Annotated in this window: 14 protein-coding genes; 11 read left to right on the forward strand and 3 right to left on the reverse strand. The window is 57.2% G+C overall.

What is annotated here, in order from left to right:
* Positions 1-53: 53 nt before the first annotated feature.
* Positions 54-2,078 (reverse strand): PhoX family protein, encoded by a 2,025-nt coding sequence (locus I0K15_RS09825; RefSeq protein ID WP_196105258.1) that lies wholly within the window; start codon positions 2,076-2,078, stop codon positions 54-56.
* A gap of 305 nt (positions 2,079-2,383) precedes the next feature.
* Between I0K15_RS09825 and I0K15_RS09830 the strand changes: the two genes are divergently transcribed.
* From I0K15_RS09830 to I0K15_RS09875, 10 genes are all read left to right on the forward strand, one after another.
* Positions 2,384-3,525 (forward strand): IS3 family transposase gene (locus tag I0K15_RS09830; RefSeq protein ID WP_422393987.1). Its coding sequence is split into 2 segments (ribosomal slippage): positions 2,384-2,644 and positions 2,647-3,525, totalling 1,140 coding nucleotides; the frame shifts between segments, so codons are not numbered across the junction.
* Between the two features lie 184 nt (positions 3,526-3,709).
* Complete coding sequence (locus I0K15_RS09835; protein ID WP_196105259.1) at positions 3,710-4,663, forward strand: DUF1403 family protein; 954 nt, start codon at positions 3,710-3,712, stop codon at positions 4,661-4,663.
* The gene (gene scpB / locus I0K15_RS09840) at positions 4,660-5,283 is read left to right on the forward strand and encodes an SMC-Scp complex subunit ScpB (protein ID WP_196105260.1); all 624 of its coding nucleotides are present in this window, start codon (positions 4,660-4,662) and stop codon (positions 5,281-5,283) included. Before I0K15_RS09835 ends, scpB begins: the two co-directional genes overlap by 4 nt.
* A 106-nt stretch (positions 5,284-5,389) precedes the next feature.
* On the forward strand, positions 5,390-6,283 hold the full coding sequence (locus tag I0K15_RS09845; RefSeq protein ID WP_196105261.1) for a hypothetical protein: 894 nt from the start codon (positions 5,390-5,392) through the stop codon (positions 6,281-6,283).
* Between the two features lie 154 nt (positions 6,284-6,437).
* The gene (locus tag I0K15_RS09850) at positions 6,438-8,741 is read left to right on the forward strand and encodes a DUF262 domain-containing protein (protein WP_196105262.1); all 2,304 of its coding nucleotides are present in this window, start codon (positions 6,438-6,440) and stop codon (positions 8,739-8,741) included.
* A 233-nt stretch (positions 8,742-8,974) separates the two neighbouring features.
* Positions 8,975-10,093, forward strand: coding sequence for an AAA family ATPase (locus I0K15_RS09855; protein ID WP_230374373.1), 1,119 nt, complete (start codon positions 8,975-8,977; stop codon positions 10,091-10,093).
* Positions 10,090-11,301, forward strand: a complete 1,212-nt coding sequence (locus I0K15_RS09860; RefSeq protein ID WP_196105264.1) for a cysteine desulfurase family protein — start codon at positions 10,090-10,092, stop codon at positions 11,299-11,301. Before I0K15_RS09855 ends, I0K15_RS09860 begins: the two co-directional genes overlap by 4 nt.
* 24 nt (positions 11,302-11,325) lie before the next feature.
* Entirely contained in the window at positions 11,326-12,261 is a 936-nt protein-coding gene (locus I0K15_RS09865; RefSeq protein ID WP_230374374.1) for a DUF4007 family protein, read from the forward strand.
* Positions 12,258-15,647, forward strand: coding sequence for an ATP-binding protein (locus I0K15_RS09870; protein ID WP_196105266.1), 3,390 nt, complete (start codon positions 12,258-12,260; stop codon positions 15,645-15,647). The genes I0K15_RS09865 and I0K15_RS09870 overlap by 4 nt, the downstream gene beginning before the upstream one ends.
* Positions 15,644-16,486: a phosphoadenosine phosphosulfate reductase domain-containing protein gene (locus I0K15_RS09875; protein ID WP_196105267.1), complete on the forward strand. Its 843-nt coding sequence runs from the start codon at positions 15,644-15,646 to the stop codon at positions 16,484-16,486. Before I0K15_RS09870 ends, I0K15_RS09875 begins: the two co-directional genes overlap by 4 nt.
* A gap of 9 nt (positions 16,487-16,495) precedes the next feature.
* Here the strand turns inward: I0K15_RS09875 and I0K15_RS09880 are convergent, their stop codons facing one another.
* Both I0K15_RS09880 and I0K15_RS09885 read right to left on the reverse strand, forming a co-directional pair.
* Positions 16,496-17,833: a DGQHR domain-containing protein gene (locus I0K15_RS09880; protein ID WP_196105268.1), complete on the reverse strand. Its 1,338-nt coding sequence runs from the start codon at positions 17,831-17,833 to the stop codon at positions 16,496-16,498.
* A gap of 18 nt (positions 17,834-17,851) precedes the next feature.
* Positions 17,852-18,259, reverse strand: a complete 408-nt coding sequence (locus tag I0K15_RS09885) for a GIY-YIG nuclease family protein (RefSeq protein WP_230374375.1) — start codon at positions 18,257-18,259, stop codon at positions 17,852-17,854.
* Positions 18,260-18,700: 441 nt separating this feature from the next.
* On the opposite strand from I0K15_RS09885, the gene I0K15_RS09890 reads away from it, so the two are divergent.
* Positions 18,701-19,741: a class I SAM-dependent methyltransferase gene (locus I0K15_RS09890; RefSeq protein ID WP_196105270.1), complete on the forward strand. Its 1,041-nt coding sequence runs from the start codon at positions 18,701-18,703 to the stop codon at positions 19,739-19,741.
* Positions 19,742-19,777 lie beyond the last annotated feature (36 nt).

The raw sequence follows: 19,777 nt of genomic DNA on the forward strand, positions 1-19,777 counted from the left end.
AAAGAGAAAGGCCCGGCGCAATGCCGGGCCTCCCTTTGGATCAGCCGATAGGGTCAGACCGCGATGGGCTCGCCGTCTTCCTTGGTGACGACCACAACCGACGGGCGCGGCGGCATGTTGTCGTCGAAGTCGGGCCAGCGGGTCGCCGGGTCCTCAAACGTGGAGTCCCGCTCGAAGCCCGCGAAGTCCGACGTGCCGTCCGTGCCCGGGTGCTGGACCGCGAGGAACAGCGTCCGGCTCTCATCCGCGAAGTACGGCCCGCAGAGCTCACCGCCGACCGGGCAGCGGAAGAAGAGCTTGGAGTGGCCGCGCAGCTCACCTTCGGTCTCCAGCGAGTAGAGGCCGTCGGACTTGCCCGTCCTGCCCCAGTTGCCGCCCTGATCGGTCGAGATCCAGAGCCGACCCGCATTGTCGATCGCGCAGTTGTCCGGCGAGCCGAACCAGCCGTTCTCCGAGGTTTCGGGGTTCCACTGGGCGCCCACCTCCTCGATCTCGGGATCACCGCAGAGGACGAGGATCGACCAGGTGCCAAACTCGGCGGAGTGGTTGCCGCCTTCTTCCTTGATCTCGATGATGTGGCCGAAATTGCTCTCGGGCCGCGGGTTGGCGGCATCCACCTGCTCCGGCGCCCGGCGGGAGTTGTTGGTGAGCATGATGTAGGCCGTGCCGTCGCCGCGCGGCTGCGCGTCCTCGGGCCGGTCCATCGGCGTCGCACCCAAGAGGTCGGCGGCGAGGCGCGTGTCGATGGCGATATCGGCCTGGCTCTCGAACCCGTTCTCCGCGGTCAGCGGGCCCTGGCCGTGGACCAGCGGCAGCCAGTGCACCGTGCCGTTGTCGTCGAACCGCGCGACATAGAGCGTGCCCTCCGACAGCAGCGTCGAGCCGAAATGGCTGTTCTCCTCCGTCACTGGCTCGGCGGAGACCCACTTGTACTGATAGTCGAAGCGGTTGTCGTCGCCCGAGTAGATCACCAGCCGCCCGTCGGAGGCGATGGTGGTCTCCGCGCCCTCGTGGCGGAAGCGGCCAAGCGCGGTGTGCTTGATCGGCATCGCGTCGGGGTTCAGCGGATCGACCTCGACGATGTAGCCGAAGCGGTTGGGCTCGTTCGGCTCGCGGTCGATGTTGAAGCGGTCATGGTACTGGCCCCAGGCATACCAGCGGCCGGGCACGCCGTAGCGCTCCATCGACGCGGCCTCGGGCTGGGCGGAGACGTCCGGATCGCCCTCGCCATCGAGCACGTCGGTCCAGAAGTAGCCGTGGAAGTTCTCCTCGGCCATCAGGTAGGTGCCCCAGGGCGTCATGCCGCCGGCACAGTTGTTGATGGTGCCCAGCACCGTCATGCCCGCGGGATCGGCGGAGGTGCGCAGGCGCGGGTGACCGGCGGCAGGGCCGTCGAAGGTGATCGGGGTGTTCGCGGTGATCCGGCGGTTGGCCGGGTTGTTGCGGTTGACCGACCAGCGGCCGTCGTCGCCCTTCACGATCTCGAAGACGGAGCCGCCATGGGCCGCCATCTCGATGTTCACCAGCTCCTCGGTCATGCCCTCGAACCCGGCGCGGTCCTGACGGCCGAGACCCGGGAACATGACCTCCTCGTTGGTGTATTCGTGGTTGACGCAGAGCATGCCGCGGCCCGGCTCGATCTCGGCAAAGCCCACATAGTCGTTGTTGTAGCCGAACTGCTGGGACTGTGCCTCGGCCGTCTGGTTCATGACGTCGAACTCGGGCGCGTCCGCGGTGATCGGATCACCCCAGCGAACCAGGATGTCGGCGTTGTAGCCCTCCGCGATGTGGTGGTTGACGTCGTTGCCCCAGGCAAGCTCGTTGAACACGTACCGGCTGTCGGCGGCGGTCTGTGCAGCCGCCTGGCGCGGCGCGGTCAGGGCCGTCGCACCGAACAGTGCAGTGGTCGCGGTGACGCCGAGCGAGCCGCGCAGGAAGTCCCGGCGACCATAGCGGCGCGCGATCACATCCCCGATCGTATTCCCCAGATTCGGGTTGGTCGGGATATCGTCGAACGCCTCGAATGCTTCGGCCTTGTTGCCGTGCTCGGGGCTCGCAATGATCTCTCTTCGGGACATGACTTCCTCGCTACTTCATCTGGCTTGGGGGGACCGGCTGTGCGCCGGTGCGCGAGCGCATCCTGAAAAGCGACCGTTACAGTTGTGTGACAAAACCTTCGGGGCGCAACTTTGACGCGCCTGCTAGCCTAGCTCGGAGGCCAACCGCCGATGCTGATTGGCGGCAAGATCGCTGCCTGCGCGCCCGAGATTTTCGGTTCGCGTAACTTATCAATAGCGCAGGACAGGTGCTCAATCCTACATGCGTCCTTGTCCTTCCCCCCTAGAACTGGGCCATTACATTGGCCGCGAGAGGGGGATTGGGCATGGCGAGGAAGCGACATTCAGACGAAGACATCTTGAAGCTGCTGCGTGAGATCGAGCTGAAGCTGACGGCGGGCGATGACGTGGCCACTGCATGCCGCGGCGTCGGGATCAGCGACGCGACATACTACAACTGGCGGAAACGGTTTGGCGGGATGGGCCGGTCGCAGCTGTCGGAGATGAAGAGTTTGGAGAAAGAGAACGCCCGACTGAAGAAGATCGTCGCCGAGCTCGAACTGGACAAGCTCATACTCAAGGAAAGCCTGAACCACCTAAAGCCCAGGGCCTGACCACAGAGGAGCTTCGTCAGGCCGTCCTTCACACACGCCAGAAGCTTGCCACGTCTGAGCGGCGGACCTGCCGGGTGATTGGCCTGGCGCGGAGCTCCCTGCAATATCAGCCAACACAGAGAGACGATGATGCGCTACGGTTGGCTCTGATCCGGTTGGCGAAGCAGTACGGGCGATATGGCTACCGCAAGATCACGGAGCTGCTTCACATGGAAGGCTGGCGGGTCAATCACAAGAAGGTCGAGCGGCTCTGGCGTGAGGAAGGATTGCAGCTTCCGCAGCGGCACAAAAAGCGCAAGCGGCTCTACCACAAGGGCAGCTCGATCATCCGGCTTCGGCCCACGCACCCGAACCATGTTTGGGCAATAGACTTCGTGCATGACAAGCTCAGCAATGGGCGCAGTTACAAGATGCTGACGGTTCTCGACGAGTTCACGCGGCAGGCCTTGGCTGTTGTGGTCCGCACCAAGATGGGTGCCGACGAAGTTCTCGAAGCACTCTATCCGCTCCTGCTGCGCCACGGTTCCCCGGAGTATATCCGGTCCGATAACGGACCCGAGTTCGCAGCAGAGGCGATGCAGGGCTGGCTTCGGCGTGTTGGGATCAAGCCCATCCGCATCTACCCAGGATCACCCTGGGAGAACGGATACAACGAGCGCTTCAATGGGACATTACGGCGAGAGGTTCTCAATGCGGAGTGGTTCACGACGACCAAGCAAGCTCAGATCGTCATCAATCACTGGCTCAGGCAGTACAATCACACCCGACCGCATCAGGCACTCAACATGCGCCCACCCGTTCCTGAAACAATATTAGAGAAACCCCTGATCAGTGGCCCAGACACAGGGGGCTAGACAACTCTGAGGTCGATTTCTCGGCTTCGGGAGGCAGGTTTTTGGGTGTTTCGGCCACGTTTGCTAGTCTATCTGATACATGTCCGATAAGGCAAGCTTATTGGACGTCAAATAGAGCTGCAGAGTAGGGCGGTTTGCACATCATATTGTGGACGAAAGCGCCGTAAAGGGATAGTGTTGTGCTATGACATACCAGCCCGCCACCATTTCCGACGACTTGAGCAAGCTACCGCACCTACCCCGTTGGGTCACCTCCGGGCGATTGCAAACGCTTGAAACTGTGGCCTTTCGGTCCGGGGTAGCCCTAACGGTGCTCGACCAGCTCGTCAGCGATCCCAGGTATGGCGTGCCGGTGAAACTGCTGGCCAACCGGCTGGCGCTGAGCGCGGCGACGGCGACCTCGAAACTGGAAGGCCGCATGGCACGAGGGGCAGATATCCGCGACGCCTGGTACCTGACGCCACCCGGCGAGGCCCGAGGCCCGGACGGTGATCTGCTTGCCTTGTGGCGCGAGACTGTGCGGCTTCGGCTGAACGGACCCGGCGAGATCGCCGACTTGGTCGGAGCGGAGTTTGCAGACGAGGTGGGCGTCTGGCTCGATGCGGGTTTGGAGGAGGCAAGGGCCCATGGACCGCTGTCGGGTTGTCTGGCCATCCTGCGCGCCGTGCTCGACGCCGACGACCGGGCGGAGCGGGTCGCCTGCCTGTTGTCTGATATCGTCATGGCACGGACGCTGAATTGGAAGCGGGTGCTGCCCGTGACTGCGCAGCGTCTGACAAAGACGGTTCTGCGCGACCTGACCGCAGGAGGGCAGGGGGCCGATCTGCCAGCCGAGGTGCGGATCCTCGAGGCCATCGAAGAGTCGGTCCGGGTGGCGCGGGATCTGACCCGACGCGCCGAGGCCCTTCGCGCCGTTGCGCCGAAGCTGCGGGCCAAAGGGTCGGACGCTGCGGTCGAGCTGTTCCTGACCGAGGATGCCGTGGCGCCGGCCTCAATGCTCTCGCCGAGAGTCCGCGGCACGTCGATTCCCATGTCGCCGCGCGCTGCGCGGCGGTTTTGTGACCGCTTAGTCGAACTCGGTGTCGCGCGGGAACTGACCGGGCGGCCGACTTTCCGGCTGTATGGGGTCACGCCATGACGACTGCGACACGGAAACGGAAACCGGCGGATGATAGTGAAGCCGTTTTTGACCAGGAACTCGAGGACCTGCCACAGGAACTGCGTTGGCGCGAATGGATGGGGCGGATCGAGGCGGTGCTCTTTGCCAGTGCCTCGCCGGTGAGCCGGGAGGACCTGGCCCGCGTGGTGGGGCAGGGGGCGTCGGTCGAGATGCTGATCGAAGACATCCAGACCGAGCTGGCCGGCCGTCCCTATGAGTTGGCCCAGGTCGCCGGTGGCTGGATGTTCCGGACGAAGACTCAGTTTGCCGATGCCATCAAGGCCGCGGCCGACCTAGGCGACCCGTCGCTCGCCTTCACCGAGATGGAGATGAGGGTACTCTGCGCAATCGCCTACCACCAGCCGATCGACCGGGCGGGTCTCAAGGACATCTTCGGCAAGGACGTGAGCCGCGATCTATTGGCCCGGCTGCGGTACAAGGATCTGATTGCCAGTGGTCCGCGCTCACCGCGGCCCGGTGCGCCGCATACCTTCGTGACGACGGAGACGTTTCTCGTGACGTTCGATCTGCAGAGCCTGCGAGACCTGCCGGAGTTGACCAGTGATACAGCGGCGTGCTCGGGCGATACATCTGAGTAGCTCGTGTACAGCTTGTTGTAGTGGAAGCTTACAGCTTTCGAGGGTATTGTTGGTCGAAAGAATGTTCACTGTTTCAGGAGTTTGGATTTTTCAGGGATGATTTTGATTGTTTGACGCCGAACCACTCTACGTGCTTCTCAAACGCGTGTTCTCAAAGTATCCAGAAGCCCATGTTGATCAGCAGTCTCAACTTGCTGAAAAGTTGCAGCTCATTCGCGCCCTGTCCGGAGAAAAACCGTCTTTCTTTGCGATGACACATCAACCCGCGCGCCGAGAGATGTACGATGACCTTGCAAAGGAGATTAGTGATCAAAACTGCTTCTATGGTGCAGGAGAGCTTCCAGTATACTTCGTCGGACGTGAGCTAAAGATCGATGACCCTCGTGTCAAAAAAGCTTTCACAGATCGTATGTGCTTTCCTCAGCCAATTTTCTGGCTCACATGCGTTGAAAGTATCGCGCATTCCTACAAGTCTGGGCAGCTTCACTCCCAAAGTGAAGAGCTGACCCTTGGCTATCCACGCTGCTGCAGTGATTGGCATTTCGACTGCTATCTTGCCCGTGGTGTCGAGGCCTTTTGCGCGGTTTTCCAACGCAGTGCTACACCAGATGACCTCGTCAGATATGCAAGGTCAGAGTGGGTGCCGAACTCCGGCTTTTTCCTACCCGACGAACTGTACCTTACGGGCTTGCTGGCAGGAGAGCAGCGCTTCCCGTTTCTAGGTCACTTGGCATGTCCTGACTGTCGCCTCCGAGAGGATAGCCCTTCAGCAGTCTTGAACGAGACATACCGCCGTTTTGCACACGAAGTTGATCCTGCCGAAGCAGAGCAAGTTGCAAAATGGGCAGATGAACTGAAGACAGGTCTGGAAAGCAGGATGAATAGCATCCCGAGGTTAATCAGGGAGGCCTCCAGTGAAACCGGCCTCTCCGGAGTAGATAGGGAAACCTACGAGCGACACAGCAGATATTTATCAAAAGCACTTGGTCTCAAGAAGTAGTCCTTGGCAACATATAAGTATCCTTTTGATGTACCTGTTTGGTCAAAACAATCACTTGAAGAAGAAATGAAAATCGCTGCTTCAACGGGCGGCTGTTTCAATGCTACCGGTTTGGGCAATTGGAAGCACAACAAATGAATGAGGCATTCTAGCAATGACCATCGATGTTAAGGATTCTTTTCGGGCGAATCCGCGTAGTGTTCGAGAATTTTTACTTGAGCCAGGGCAAGGCTGCTACATCCCAGCGTATCAGCGCGAGTATCGGTGGGATAAGGGAAACGTTGATCGGTTATTCGAAGATGTCGTGATGGGGCTGTGTCAACTTCCCGACCGAGCCAAGACGATCAGCTTTCTTGGTACGGTGATCGCCATCCACGACACGACTTATGCGACAGTTAAGCCAGTTCATCGAAACGAAATGCCTCGTTCGGTCATGACAATCATTGATGGGCAGCAAAGACTTTCGACATTTATTTTGATTTTCATAGCTCTCCACGATCAACTTTGTCGACACAGACGAACCTTCGATCGCATCGAAGGTGAAGCCGAAACCTGGCTCAAAACCGAGATCGACAAACTATCACCCGAGCTCCAAGACTGCGTCATTCTCGATAGAAGGACCGGCAGTGGTCTCAATCGGTACTACCCGCGGATCATCAGGTCGTTCGTGGATGTCTGGTCGTCGCAACCGGATACTGCAAAATATGATGGCGCGATCGCGAGCATGATATGGCAATACATCTCACACGTTCTCGGAGAAGAGCAATCGCAGCGAGAATTTCGGCCTAGTAACCTTGGCGATGACGACGGACCTTCTGCTAACGTGCTGCGGGTGTATTCGCACATTGTGAATAGGCTTAAGCGTTTGGGCCGGCAGTCAGAAGACCAACCGGAGTTACTCGACTATGCAGTTAAGCCTGGATTCGGAATGCAATTGTTGGGCTACGAAATTGATGAAAGCGTCGTATCACGACTTCAATCGCTCGAGGATAATCCTGCGGATAGACGTTTCCGAGACGCATTTTGTGGCCTTATATTTGGCCACTATGCGCAACAGCGGATGGCCTTTACGGTGGTGCAAACCGGTAGCGAAGATGATGCATTCGATATGTTCGAAGCGCTGAATACGACAGGCGAACCGCTCACAGCATTCGAAACATTTGAGCCAAGAGTTATCGAAGCAGAGGGTCTAGAAGCTTATGAAGCCTCCGAGGCACATAGGCAGATGAAGCGGGTCAAGACCTATCTCGATCAATTCATCGAACAGACTGACAAAGTTCAAAAAGCTACTTCGAGTATGCTCGTTTCTTTCGCACTTGCAGATACTGGTGAGAAGCTCGGCGCGAAATTGAATGAGCAACGTCGATATCTGAGAAAGCGTTTCGATGATCCGGATGGCGGCGAAGGCTTTCGGGCAGCTTTCATTGAACGTCTAGGAGACGTTGCTGACTTCATGGCCGTTGCCTGGACAGCAGATGGTTTGGCCGGGTTCGGTGACTTGTCAGTGTCCGACGCTCAATCCATTGTGAGCCTTGAGTACCTTAGAAACCTGAATCACACAGTGACAGTAGCCCCGCTTTCTCGGTTCTTTGGCCACGCTCTAGCCGCAAACGAACCGGAAGCGCGCCGCCGAGCAGTGGCGGATTTGTCCAAGGCTATGAAAGCTTGTGCGTCCTTCAGTGCACTTTGGCGTGGGGCATTTGGCGGAACAGCAAACATTGATGCAGTTTATCGGAAGGTGATGGCGGAAGGGGATGGTACTTCCGCGCTTTCGGCAGATCCGAAAGGACGAGTGGGCACTGTTGATATAAGGCTTCTGAAGTCGCTGCTTCGTAGCGCGTTAGAAGACAAGGAGATCGATACAGTCGAGCGATGGACTGCAAGAGCTGAAAGGTGCCCGATTTATACAGGCTCGAAACCAACGGCGCAGTTCCTCCTTATCGCAGCCGCTCATGACGCGGAAGCTGACAGGGATGCGTCTGGCTTAACCGTTAGAGGCCGTGTCGGAGTTCATCCGACCCTTGAGCCGGTAGCGTGGTCAGATTTATCTGCGAAGGAAATCGAGCATGTAGCGCCGCAATCTGGCGTGGGGTCAACTTGGGATCAGCGCATTTATGAGGACCGGGACATCCTACACTCGCTGGGAAACCTGACCTTGCTTCCGAAGCTGCAAAATATAGTGATGTCGGATCATCCTTGGCCAATGAAACGCGCGGGTCTGAAAGCACTGGCGGCACGCACACCAGAAGATTTTGAGGCTCTTCGGCAAGAAGCGCGTGAGCTTGGTTTGGAATTGCCTGCTCAGGGCGAGGCAATCCTAGCATCCGCAACCTATTCGCCTTTCAATGTTCCCATTTCGTCGCTTCAGGGCGACTGGGATCTTGATTTTCTCTTGAGTAGATCGTCTCGCCTAGCCATGCGGGCGTGGGAGACACTGCGCCCGTGGCTTGATGACTAAGGTCGGTCATATCTTGCGACACTGTCGGTGTGCTGCGGCTTTGGCCTCGCATGATCATCTGTGCAGTGCGGATGTCTACCTAGTTTAGGGCGGACTGAGATAAACTGGTTACAACCTTTCTGGAATCATCTATAGCTAGTTTAGCGAAGCAGACAATAAACTAGCTACAGGCTCTAACGTTGGATCCACAGACAAATCCGTATGCCCCTGGCGCGGGAACCCCTCCGCCTGAGTTGGCCGGCCGCGATGTCATCTTGAACGAAGCTCGCACAGCAATTCAGCGCAACAGGTTGGGAAAAGCTGCGCGAAGCTTCATTTTCGTGGGTCTTCGGGGTGTCGGCAAGACTGTGCTGCTCAACGAGGTTCAAGCCATCGCAGAGGAAGACGGCGCTCTGACTGACTTCCTTGAGGTCAGTGCCAACGAGCCACTCTCGATCAGTATCATAGGCACTCTTCGCTCGACCCTCTTGAAGCTCGACCGCGCCAAAGGTGTCAGCGAGAAGGTCAAGAAGGGCCTCCGGGTCCTCAAGAGCTACGTCGGTGCCATCAAGATCAAGTACGAGAACGTCGAATTCTCAGTCGATGTCGATGCTGAGACTGGCATCGCAGACAGCGGCAAGCTGTCTCGTGATCTAGCTGATCTCTTTATTGCCGCAGGGGAGGCTGCAAAGGCCCGCGAAACTTCGATCGTCATCCTAGTCGATGAGTTCCAGAACCTGTCGGACGAAGACTTCGAAGCCCTCATCATGGCTATCCACCGAATTGATCAAAAGCAGCTGCCTTTGATGGTTGTGGGGGCCGGCCTCCCGCTCCTTATCAAGCTCACGGGAGACGCGAAGTCTTACTCCGAGCGCCTTTTTGACTATCCAGATATCGGCCCTCTAGACGCAACAGAAGCGCGCCGCGCTCTGGTCGCTCCAGCCAATGAGGCCGCGGTGGAATTCGATGATGCTGCGGTCAGCCACATCATAGAACGCACTCAAGGCTATCCGTATTTTCTTCAGGAATGGGGTTACCAAGCTTGGAACTGTGCTGACGGGTCGCCGATCAGCGCCGACGATGTCGAAAAAGCCGAAGTGCGGGCAGTAGAACGGCTCGATAAGAACTTCTTCCGCTCGCGCTACGAACGACTGTCCGACCCTCAGAAGACCTATCTGCGTGCAATGGCGCAGTTGGGGCCAGGCCCGCACAAAACTGGCGATATCGCCGATGTCTTGGGCAAGACCTCCTCGCAGCTTGGTCCTACGAGGGATGCTCTAATCACGAATGGGATGATCTACAGCCCAAAGTATGGATACGCCGCGTTTACCGTTCCGCTCTTCGACGAATTCATGCGGCGGGCTGAACCATGAGTCCGCTCTACTTCGATTTCGCCGCATCAACCCCGCTCGCTCCGGAAGTTGCCGATGCTATGGCGCCTTGGCTAAGCGGGCTTTACGGCAACCCACATTCGGACCACCTGACCGGATTTGCAGCTGCTAACGCAATTGAGCGGGCCAAGGATCAGGTTTCATCGCTGTTGAGCTGCAGCCCCGAGGATATCATCCTCACGTCAGGAGCGACCGAGGCGAACAACTTGGCACTGAAGGGCGTGCTCCTGTCCAACAGTATTCCAGGCCGGCATTTGATTGTGAGCGCGATTGAGCACAAATGCATCTTGGAGGCCGCTGGTCATCTCGAAGACTCTGGTTTTGATCTTACCATCATTCCGCCAGCTGCTGACGGGCAGATCAGAATTTCTGACGTCTCGGCTGCGCTCCGCGACGACACTGCGCTTGTCTCGATCATGGCCGTTAACAACGAGACCGGGGTCATCCAGCCTGTCCGAGAACTCGCCAGGCTTTGTGAGGCCCGAGGCGTCTTTTTTCACACCGATGCGGCGCAGGCGGTTGGACGAATCGAATTGGACTTTGACGTTCTGCCCAACACTCTTATGAGCCTCTCCGCCCACAAGATCTACGGGCCACAGGGCATCGGAGCTTTGATCGCTCCGCGGCAAATCCAGCGCCAGATGGTGCCGCTTTTCCACGGCGGAGGTCAGCAGGGCGGTATTCGTAGCGGAACAATCCCGACCGCTTTGTGTGTTGGCTTGGGGAGAGCTGCGGAACTCGCAAGAGAGCGGCGAAACGAAGACAATACATACCTCAGCGATATTCGTACAAAGTTCGTGCACTTGCTGCGGGAACGCGAATGCGTGCCCGAGTTGAATGCGGATGCCGAGATCGTACCAGGTATCATGAGTCTCCGATTTTCCGGTGTTGATGCTGCTGAATTGGTTTTGACCGTCCAGAAAAACCTATCTATATCAATGGGTTCGGCCTGCAATGCGGGATCGATTGAGCCATCGTATGTCCTGCAGGCCATGGGCATCCCAAGCTCTCACGCCAACGAGAGCGTGCGGATCAGTTTCGGGCGAACGACCACTAAGGAGGACATCCTTGAAGCTGCCGATGCGCTCGCCGCCGGCATCAGGAGAATTCGTGACCGTGGTGAAAGCCCCGGTGTGATTTCGGAAAGTGGTCTTCAGTTGCCACTTCCAACTGGAGGAAATCCCCAGTAGGGTAGAAATATGCTTCGAGGACCATTGAATGACCCCGCCGTCAAAACCCGATTTGCCGGCCACGAGACCTTCCCCCTTCGACGCCTTTGGCTGCGCAAGGCCTATGAAGCTGTGCGGGAAGATGAAAAATCCAGTCAAAACAATACTTTCGATAAAGACTTCGGCATTGTTAGATTCGGCGTCGGCAAGAATATGGTCGCGGCGATCCGCCATTGGGCCCAGATATTTCGCGTCATCGAAGAGGATGGCGAAAGCGGCACCTACCGTGTGAGCCGGTTAGGGCAGCTTATATTTGACGATGAGACCGGCCTTGACCCCTACATGGAGAGCATTTCAACGATTTGGTTGCTGCACTGGTTCGTTGCCAGCGATTTTGAGCGGGCAACTACTTGGTTCTATGCCTTCAATCATCTCAATGCGCAGACCTTTGATCGCGACAGCCTTACCGAGTCTTTGGGTCTTTTGTGCAAGCGCCTTGAGCGCGCGCGATCTTCGACGGCGACATTGAAGCGAGACGTGGAGTGCTTTGTGCGGTCCTATGTTGCGAAAGCTGGAGCAGGAGCGATCGACGATCAGATCGAAACGGTGCTCGGTGAATTGGGCCTGATCAAGGAGGTGTCGTCACGCTCATTCGAGTTTCGCCGGGGGGCCAAGCCCACGCTGCATGATGGCATCTTCCTTTTCGCTTTGGAGGAGTTCTGGCAAAACTGGGCGCCTCAGCAATCCACCTTGTCGGTTGAAGCGATTGTCTATGAGCCCGGATCGCCGGGCAGGGTCTTTAAGCTCGACGAGCATGCTGTGGTCGATCGCCTTGTAGCCATAGATACTGCCTCAAAGGGTGCTTATGCTTGGTCTGACACGGCGGGTGTTCGTAACGTCGCCCGTCGGAGAGACGATGTGGACCCCCTCGACTTTTTGCCGGCCGCTTTCGACGCTGAGACGTCTCAGGAGGCAGCATGAGCGATACAGCTTCACTTAGTGATGTCGTTTCTGTCGAGCGGCGCTTTCAGCGGTCTATCCGGCTTGACGCGGATCTCGGCCAGCCGGAGCCGCTCTTGGGCTATGTCGCTCACGAAACGTCGAAAACGACACTCGCCACGACGCTGAAACTCGTCGCCAATCGACAGGGAGCTTTCACTTGGACCGGCCCTTACGGTGGAGGCAAGTCCAGCCTCGCGCTGATGTTCGCATCGTGCCTGCATGCCCAAAAGGACATTCGCAAGCTCGCACGCGATACGCTCAAGGACGTTCAGGGCGCTAAATCCTTTTTCAAGGAGGCATCCGAAGACTGGCTTACGGTAGCCATCACGGGCCGACGAGGTGATCCTGTTGCCGATTTGCGGGATCAATTGTCGAAAGCCGTTGCGGATGCGCCGGGTAAAGCGCGAACGAAACGGTCGCGGTCTGAAGATCCGTCGGGGCGCGATGTAATCGAGCGGCTGACGAGAGAGGCCGATGCGCGCATCGATGGCGGTGTCCTAGTCGTCATCGACGAGATGGGTAAGTATCTCGAAGGCGCTGCCGATCGTGCTGTCGACATTCACTTCTTCCAGGATTTGGCAGAAGCGGCCAACCGCAGTGACGGACGGCTGATTGTCATCGGTATTCTTCACCAAGCATTCGAACGGTACGCTGAACGACTTGGGTCGCGCGTTCAGGACGAGTGGGCGAAGATTCAAGGCCGTTACGTCGATATCCCCGTCATTACCGCTATTGACGAGGTGATCGATTTGTTGGGCAAAGCGATCTCAAGCGGTGCCGATCATAAGAAAAGCCTCAAAACGGCCAAAGCAATTGCGAAGGTCGTAACTGTTCGAAGACCGGGCGCGCCAGATGACCTTGCTGAGCGCCTAGATCGATGCTGGCCCCTTCACCCTGTGACTGCTGCACTCTTGGGGCCGATCACGCGTCGCAGATTTGGACAGAACGAGCGGAGTCTCTTCGGGTTTCTGGCGTCGGCAGAGCCGGGTGGATTTTCAGAGTTCCTGCAGCGCGCCGACGTGAACGAAGAGCGCATGTATGAACCATCGGATCTTTGGGACTACCTTCATCTCAATTTAGAAGCGGCCATCCTAGCCTCAAGTGACGGACATAGGTGGGCGCAGGCGATCGATGTCATCGAGCGATCACGCCGGAGTGGTAACCCTCTTCATGAACGGGTCGCGAAAACGGTCGCAATCATTGACCTGTTTCACAACGGTTCGGGGGTTGCTGCAGAGCTGTCAGCGATTGCAGCTTCGATTTCGGGCGCGAGCAAGAATGATATCCGTGATGCCCTTGAGCACCTAAGCCAAAGCTCTTGCCTGGTATTCCGCCGCCATCTTGATGCCTATGCGATTTTTGCAGGTAGCGACTTCGATATCGACAAGGAAGTTGCAGCTCGACTCGAAAGTACGGAGACTCTCAACGTCGCCACTTTGAGCCGCCTTGCGGATTTGCGTCCCATCCTTGCCAAGAAGCATTACTTCGATACTGGAACGCCCCGTTGGTATGATGCAGAACTGGTTGAGCTGACGCAGGAGGGCATACCGGCTAAGGCTCTCGCACCGAGTGCAGGATCTGCCGGAAAGTTTGTTCTGGTCTTGCCATCTCTCGATTTGACGGTCGACGAGGTTAGGGCCGAGCTGGCACGAGAAGGTGATGCGCGCTCGACCGATCTGCCCGTCGTGGTCGGCTTCCCGAAGAATTACGAAACGATCCGCGCGCTTGGCCGTGAGCTTGCTGCAACCGCGGATGTTCAACGCGATAGTTCGGAGCTCGAGGGTGATGCAGCCGCGCGTCGTGAAATGCAAGCCCGGCTCAGTGCACTGCATGCTAATCTGGAGGAGGAACTCCGGATCGCATTTGCGAGTGCGGAGTGGTTTCTGGATGGCAAAACGCTTCCATCGGCCGGGGACATGTCAGGTCTCTCGCGCCTGGCCAGCGAGCTCGCGGAGACGACCTTTGGTGAGGCGCCAACCATACGGTCAGAACTCATCAACCGGCAGAGACCTTCGAGTAACACCAATGCAGCTCTTCGCGCGCTTCTTCATGCGATTGCTGGCTCGGACGGCGAGCCCAGCTTTGGGATAGAAGGCTACCCTGCGGAGCGCGGTCTGGCATCGACAGTGCTCGAGGCAACGAGCCTCTACCAGGAAGTCGATGGAAAGTGGCGATTTGTTGTGCCGACCAAGCGGCACAAAGCGCCATTCAGTACCTTTGCGCCGCTGTGGCAAGAGGCTGACCGTCTTGTTGAACAAGACGCGCAAGTGTCTTTCCAGGAGCTCTACGATGCTTGGGAGCGGCCACCTTATGGACTCCGTCGCGGTGTCATGCCGCTTCTTGCCATTGCCTATTTCAAGTCGCGTCGGGATCGAACGGCAATTTATGTCGAGGGCGTCTTTCAACCTAATGTGACCGATCTGGTGATGGACATCCTGCTGCAGGATCCGAAGCAGGTTTCTATGCGGGGGGTGCGCCGGGACAAGTCTAGCGGAAAAGCGCTGGAGATGCTGGCTAAGCGTGCAGAAGAACTGGTCGGTTGGGCACCACCTGCCGAACCGCTTCCCGTTGCGCAGGCTCTAGTCGAGTTTGTCTTCACCCTGCCGAACTGGTCCAAGAAAGCCCAAGCCGCCATATCCAAGCAGACTTTGGACGTACGGCGCATTCTGATTGATGCGGACGATCCGCATCAATTGTTCTTCGTCGATCTGCCAAAAGCCGTCGGGGCAACCGGAACTGCTGCAGCCGAAAAGATATCAGCCGCGCTGGACGAGCTTGGGAACGCTTATCCGAAAATGATTGGCGAGTTGATGCACATTATGCTGACGAGCCTCAAGCACACGGGAACGGATTTGGGTCCACTTCGCAATCGAGCCGCAGCAATCAAGGGTATGGCTGGTGACGACCTTAAATTGAACGGCTTTATCAGCCGGCTGGCGGAGTTTGATGGGTCCACAGAGAAAATGGCCGACATCTGTGGCTTGGTGACCAGCTCGCCTGTCTCGACTTGGCACGATCTTGAGCCAAGCCGTGCCGGGCTGCAGCTCTCAGACTATGCATACCGGTTCCGCCGGGTCGAACTCTTCGGAACTGGCCTCGAGGAGCCAACGCAAACCGCCGTCATGGTGATGGCTGGGGTTGGAGAAACCGAACGGAGCGTTATTCGAAGGGCACAGGTGTCTGTCGATGCGAAGGTCGCGTTGGAGCCTGTGATTGAGCAAGTCGGGCAAATTCTCGATGCGGCGCAGCTCGATCAGGATCTCTTGTTGGCGGTCTTGGCGGAGGTCGCACAACGCAATCTCGAAAGCGACGGGGAAACTGACATCAGCGTGCCGCTCGTCTCCGAGGAAAGAGCAGAACAGTGACAAAAGAAATCCATGTTCTTGGTCTCTCGGGAGGCCGTGACAGTGCTGCGCTTGCAGTTTGGATGCGGGAGAACAGACCCGATCTCGACATCAACTACTTCTTTACGGACACCGGCAAGGAGTTGGACGAGGTCTACGACTATCTCGGCCGGTTAGAGGGATTCTTGGGTAAGCCAATCACATACCTTAACCCCGGGCGGGATTTCGATTTCTGGTTGAAAGAGTATGGCAATTTCCTACCTTCGCCGCGCACTCGCTGGTGTACGCGCAAACTCAAGATCCACCCCTTCGAGCAGTGGTTGCGACCGGAACTCGTGGCGGGAACACGTGTCCATAGCTATGTTGCAATCAGAGCAGACGAACCCGAGCGATCGGGAATGATCGCGACGCACCCGAATATGTCTGTCCATTTTCCGCTGCGCGAAGTCGGTTTGAACAAAGCTGCGGTGATAGGGCTTCTGGAAAGTTCAGGGCTAGGATTGCCCGCCTACTATCGTTGGCGGTCGCGCAGCGGGTGCACGTTTTGTTTCTACCAGCAAAAGATCGAATGGGTGAGATTAATGCGGGAGCACCCAGAAGCGTTTGAAGAGGCCAAGAGCTACGAGAAGACTGCACTCGAGCACGGTTCTCCGTTCACCTGGACCGAACGAGAGTCGTTGGAGGAGTTGTCCCGGCCCGAGCGAGTCGCACAGATCGAAAAAGACTACGAGGCTAGGGTTGCCCGCCTAAAAGCGCGCAAACCCGTCAATGCCCTACGCGCACGCCTCACCGATGCGCACATCGATGAGGCCTACGGTGTTGATGAGGCAGATGGGTCGTGCCTCGTCTGTCATAAGTAGCTTTCGAACTCAGGCGTTATTGGCCAATGCGTCCTCTTTTGTGAATGTGTCGCCTTCAACCGGTGTCGGCAGGTCCTCGACCAAACCGTCTTCGCCATCGCTTTCAAGCCATTCATCAACATCATGACCACGGGCGATATTGAAACGCTTCCAGATGCCAAACTTTAGAGCGGGCGACAGTCTGTCGGAGGCAATCAGATAGACAAGTAGATCCGCCATACGGCGCTTGGCATCCCGTCCGGCGTCAATCGTGCCGTTTTGCTTGATAATGATCCCCCGCCACATATCCGCATCCATCGACCAAGTCGGGATCTTTGCGGCGCGCACAACGGCCTCCTTGATCTTGAGTTTACCTTGCTCGGACGTTCCAGTCCGAAGCAGCGCGTCGATTAGGGCGAGCTGTGATGCCGGTTTGAAGAGCAACGACGTCGGCGCAGTATCTTCGCGCAGACCTGGGATCGTGCTGGGGTCAGCCAAGGCACCACCAAATGCGGGCATTCCTTCCAGAATTGGCTCCCAAACAGTCTTGACCATCTCCTGATGGGTCTCGATTTCGTTGTCTGTGGGGCGGGTCGCTGGATCGAGCTTGATGCCGTTGGCGTCGAGGATCAGCTCGACACTGTCATAGACCGTGCTCAAGGTCGTCAGCTGGGTCGAGCGTTTCGTCAGCGTGTTCGACTTCCAGTTGACTAGACTGACCGGCTTTCCGTTTACAGCGCGATCTGCGAGCGGCTGATCAGCCGACAGCATCCGCCGTGCTACGATCGCCGCGCCATCATCCTCCGACGTGATGATGTTGTCGCCTCTGCTGGTCACTTTGGCGTAGCGATTCACAGTGTTGAATATGCGGCGCGTCTTCATATCAGATTCATGTTCGATCAGAATCACGCACACCTCGTCGTTTACGATGTTGTTGGCACCGTCGCCAACATGCTTGCCGTCTCGAATGTCGCGCAGGGCCAAGTAACGGTGCTGGCCATCGAGGACGACGAGCTTGCCGCCGTCAATTGATACGAAACCCATTTTGGGAGCCGCTCCCTTATAGGCGGCCGGAATCTTGGTCGCGAACTCGGTTACTGGTTCAAAGTCGACACTGCCTTGCCAGATCAGGACGACAATCGATCCGAAAAACCGGTCGCCGTTGTTCGCCAGGTAGGGGACAAGCTTGTCACGGATGCGGTTCATGTCGGGTTCGCGCTGCATCTTTTCTTCAAGCCCCATATTTGCCCACTCGTCGAGATCGCTGGGGGGCGTTACGGAGCTCAGGAGATCGCTGACGCGCATCGTGGCTTCGTAGAAGGTCGTGTTTCCGAGTTTGCCTTTGATGGCTGGGATAAGAGTTGCCATGATGAATGTCCTTTCAGTTTAGCTTGTGGGGATCAGACGGTTGCAGGCAGGCTGAAGCCAGGAGATGAGCCAGGTTTCGAGCTGCTGGGTTTCTTCGGGGGTCGTGGTGCGGATCCAAGAGAACCGCATCTCGCCGAACGGTTGGTTCAGCGCCACGATGAGGTACGGGTTCGACTGGCGAAGCCGGTGTTCATCGAAGCGGCGCTGCAGGTCATTGGACTGGCCTACATACAAGACGCCGCGAAGATCGTGGATGAGATAAACACCTTCCTCATCAGGAACGAGCTGTCTTTGGATGCCCCGGAACAGCACTGTTCCATCCACATCGATTTCACCAGAATGAGAGAGGAACGCCGCGCGGCGGTCGCGGGGCGAACGCCAAGCATTGTTGAGGGAGGGAGATGGCAACACGGCAGATCCTTTCACGCTTCGAGCAAACAAATCCTGTGTTTGCAAACATACGATCACTGTTTGCACAAACAATATAGAAATGCCTGCAAACAGTATTTTCTATCTAATTAAATAGTTGACAAATAAGGAGAATCCTCGCCTTTTCAGTGTATTGCGTTGTCTGACGCCTGGAAGCGACTTGGTTGAGAATGGCGAAAAAACCGGCCCCTGCACGCTCTTCTACGATCTCGGCGCGCGTAAGCGATGAGTGTCGGTACGAATTTCGGATGTTTTGCCTGAAGCGAAAAATGACCATGCAGGTCGCTATCTGCCAAGCCCTAAATGCTTGGATGAAAAGTCACGATCAGCCTGCGATATTCGACGAAACTGAGCTTCCGCGGGGCGCTGCGGCGCATCGCAGCCGTCGTTCAGACTAACGCCTCTTGTCCGTCGGATCCGCAGTAGGGGAACATAGTGATGACCGTCTCTAAAGAAGCCTACGAGCAGAACTATCAGCAGTTTCGGTCTCTCAACCAGATCATGTGGCAGATACCGGTCCTAGCCATGACGCTGACGGGCGGACTTTGGTTCGGCGTTTCAACAATCGAAGACAACCCGCTTCTCGTGTCCGTCCTTCTCCTCACAGCGACGTTTGGAAATGTCGTCTTGTCGGGCGTATTGCTCCGATTTCGTCACGTAATGGGGTGCTACCTCGATTGGCTTGAACAAGCAGACCCTGAAGGCTTTGTAGATGCCAGCGCGGGGACAGATTCAGGACATTGGGTCGAGCGCTTCTGCAACCGCGACAAAACTGTTCGTACTTTGTTCTCGTCGATGTTATGGTGGGCCGCCGCATGTAGCCTCATCGTATTCTTGGGCTACTGGAACAACAAACTGGGAATCATTGAATTGGGATCGAGCGACACATCCATCAGCTATTATGACGCGCACGCGACGGCGCTAGCCGACGGCTACGAGTCCGTTTCCTTCGAGAGCGCTTATCCCTACCTGGCAGATAAAATAAGAGCCGCCGCCCAGCCGCTTGACGTTCTCGACATTGGTGCCGGCACGGGTCGTGATGCATCGTGGATCGCAAATCGCGGACACAATATGGTGGCTGTCGAGCCTTCGACATCGATGTTGACGGTTGCGCAAAACTTGCACTCTGAAAGCGATGTCACCTGGATCGAAGATCGGCTTCCCCAGCTTGCATCCCAAGAGTTCGCAGACGCGACATTCGACATGATACTTCTGAACGCCGTTTGGATGCATGTTGAGCCAGCAGACCGCGCCGCTTCTCTGGCGCGCATTAAGGCCTTGCTGCGCCCCGATGGTTCCGCGTTCGTTACGCTACGATTGGGACCAGTCAATGAAGGACGCGGGACCTATCACATTTCAGCGCCGGATTTTGTCGCTGACGCGGAAGCTGCTGGCTTCAGTGTTCAACCGAGAGGCGATTTCGCAGACCTGCTTGGCCGTCCAGAGGTGAGTTGGAAAGCCTTTGAGCTCACACATTGAAGGCCTGTAGCGCGAGCCAGGGTGCTGAGAAACGTG

This window comes from Pontivivens ytuae (assembly GCF_015679265.1).
Classification (GTDB): domain Bacteria; phylum Pseudomonadota; class Alphaproteobacteria; order Rhodobacterales; family Rhodobacteraceae; genus Pontivivens; species Pontivivens ytuae.